Origin of the sequence: Exiguobacterium sp. s39 (assembly GCF_018618925.1) — a bacterium.
Lineage (GTDB): Bacteria > Bacillota > Bacilli > Exiguobacteriales > Exiguobacteriaceae > Exiguobacterium_A > Exiguobacterium_A abrahamii.
The window spans coordinates 1,482-4,495 of record NZ_JACSNA010000009.1 but is presented as its reverse complement, the minus strand read 5'-3'; the positions used below and the strand labels follow the sequence as shown (position 1 = coordinate 4,495).

1 rRNA gene is annotated in these 3,014 nt (G+C 53.9%); it reads right to left on the bottom strand.

Going from position 1 to position 3,014, the window contains the following annotated elements:
- Positions 1-8: 8 nt before the first annotated feature.
- Positions 9-2,922, bottom strand: a 23S ribosomal RNA gene (locus KNQ11_RS16560).
- Between the last annotated feature and the right edge of the window lie 92 nt (positions 2,923-3,014).

Genomic DNA, 3,014 nt, shown 5'->3' with positions numbered 1-3,014 from the left:
GCATCTGCTAGAACAAGGCCTCGACCGATTAGTATCACTCAGCTCCACATGTCGCCATGCTTCCACCCGTGACCTATCTACCTCATCGTCTCTGAGGGGTCTTTCTTGATTACTCAAAGGGAAATCTCATCTTGGAGGGGGCTTCATGCTTAGATGCTTTCAGCATTTATCCCGTCCGCACGTAGCTACCCAGCGATGCTCCTGGCGGAACAACTGGTACACCAGCGGTGCGTCCATCCCGGTCCTCTCGTACTAAGGACAGCTCTCCTCAAATTTCCTGCGCCCACGACGGATAGGGACCGAACTGTCTCACGACGTTCTGAACCCAGCTCGCGTACCGCTTTAATGGGCGAACAGCCCAACCCTTGGGACCTACTCCAGCCCCAGGATGCGATGAGCCGACATCGAGGTGCCAAACCTCCCCGTCGATGTGGACTCTTGGGGGAGATCAGCCTGTTATCCCCAGGGTAGCTTTTATCCGTTGAGCGATGGCCCTTCCATGCGGAACCACCGGATCACTAAGCCCGACTTTCGTCCCTGCTCGACTTGTAGGTCTCGCAGTCAAGCTCCCTTCTGCCTTTGCGCTCTACGAATGATTTCCAACCATTCTGAGGGAACCTTTGGGCGCCTCCGTTACTGTTTAGGAGGCGACCGCCCCAGTCAAACTACCCGCCTGACACGGTCCTCCAGCCGGATCACGGCTGCGAGTTAGAGACTCTATGCATGAAGGGCGGTATCCCAAGGGTGACTCCTCCGAAGCTGGCGCTCCGGGCTCGACGTCTCCCGCCTATCCTGTACATCATGCACAAAGCCTCAATATCAGGCTGTAGTAAAGCTCCATGGGGTCTTTCCGTCCTGTCGCGGGTAACCTGCATCTTCACAGGTACTATGATTTCACCGGGTCTCTCGTTGAGACAGTGCCCAAATCGTTACGCCTTTCGTGCGGGTCGGAACTTACCCGACAAGGAATTTCGCTACCTTAGGACCGTTATAGTTACGGCCGCCGTTTACTGGGGCTTCGGTTCAAAGCTTCGCTTGCGCTAACCCATCCCCTTAACCTTCCAGCACCGGGCAGGCGTCAGCCCCTATACGTCATCTTGCGATTTAGCAGAGACCTGTGTTTTTGCTAAACAGTCGTTTGGGCCTATTCACTGCGGCTCTACTCATGTAGAGCGTCCCTTCTCCCGAAGTTACGGGACCATTTTGCCGAGTTCCTTAACGAGAGTTATCCCGCGCGTCTTAGAATTCTCATCTCGCCTACCTGTGTCGGTTTACGGTACTGGCGCCTTCCCCCTCACTAGAGGCTTTTCTTGGCAGTGTGAAATCGTGACCTACGTCCCTACGGGACTCCGCGTCGTTCCTTGACTTTGATGCCTGACGGATTTGCCAATCAGACGGTCTTGAAACTTGCACATGCACTTCCATCCGCATGCGTCACTATCCTCCTGCGTCCCCCCATTGTTCAAACGGTGGATCGGCGGTACAGGAATATCAACCTGTTATCCATCGCCTACGCCTTTCGGCCTCGGCTTAGGTCCAGACTAACCCTGAGCGGACGAGCCTTCCTCAGGAAACCTTGGGCTTTCGACGGAGGGGATTCTCACCCCTCTTTTCGCTACTCACACCGGCATTCTCACTTCCAAACGCTCCACTGCTCCTTCCGGTACAGCTTCACAGCGGTTTGGAACGCTCCCCTACCATTCCTTACGGAATCCGCAGCTTCGGTGGTATGTTTAGCCCCGTTACATTTTCGGCGCGGCGCCACTCGACTAGTGAGCTATTACGCACTCTTTGAATGGTGGCTGCTTCTAAGCCAACATCCTAGCTGTCTAGGCAGCGCCACATCCTTTTCCACTTAACATACACTTTGGGACCTTAGCTGGCGGTCTGGGCTGTTTCCCTCTTGACTACGGATCTTATCACTCGCAGTCTGACTCCCGAGTATAAGTTGCTGGCATTCGGAGTTTAACTGAATTCGGTAACCCTGTGGGGGCCCCTAGTCCAATCAGTGCTCTACCTCCAGAACTCTCAACCTCGAGGCTAGCCCTAAAGCTATTTCGGGGAGAACCAGCTATCTCCAGGTTCGATTGGCATTTCACCGCTACCCACACCTCATCCCCGCACTTTTCAACGTGCGTGGGTTCGGACCTCCAGTCAGTGTTACCTGACCTTCATCCTGGACATGGGTAGATCACCTGGTTTCGGGTCTACGACAACGCACTGAACGCCCTGTTCAGACTCGCTTTCGCTACGGCTCCGCCTCATCGGCTTAACCTCGCGCGTTATCGTAACTCGCCGGTTCATTCTACAAAAGGCACGCCATCACCCGTTAACGGGCTCTGACTACTTGTAGGCATACGGTTTCAGGATCTATTTCACTCCCCTTCCGGGGTGCTTTTCACCTTTCCCTCACGGTACTGGTTCACTATCGGTCACTAGGGAGTATTTAGCCTTGGGAGATGGTCCTCCCGGATTCCGACGGGGTTTCACGTGTCCCGCCGTACTCAGGATCCACTCTGGAGGGAAAACAGTTTCAGCTACAGGGCTGTCACCTTCTTCGGCCGACCTTTCCAGGTCCTTCACCTACTGTCTTCCTTTTTGACTCCGTATAGAGTGTCCTACAACCCCGAAGAGCATGCTCTTCGGTTTGGGCTGTTCCCGTTTCGCTCGCCGCTACTCAGGGAATCGCATTTGCTTTCTCTTCCTCCGGGTACTTAGATGTTTCAGTTCCCCGGGTCTGCCTCACGCTACGCTATGTATTCACGTAACATGTCCCATCCCATTACAGATGGTGGGTTCCCCCATTCGGAAATCTTCGGATCAAAGCATACTTACTGCTCCCCGAAGCATATCGCTGTTCGTCGCGTCCTTCATCGGCTCCTAGTGCCAAGGCATCCACCGTACGCCCTTCATACCTTGATCTAGCGTTGGTATTCTAAGAACACACGTCTAATGACATGGTTAATTAAAAGTTTGATGTCTTGTTGATGTCTTCAGTTTTCAAGGTGCGAGTG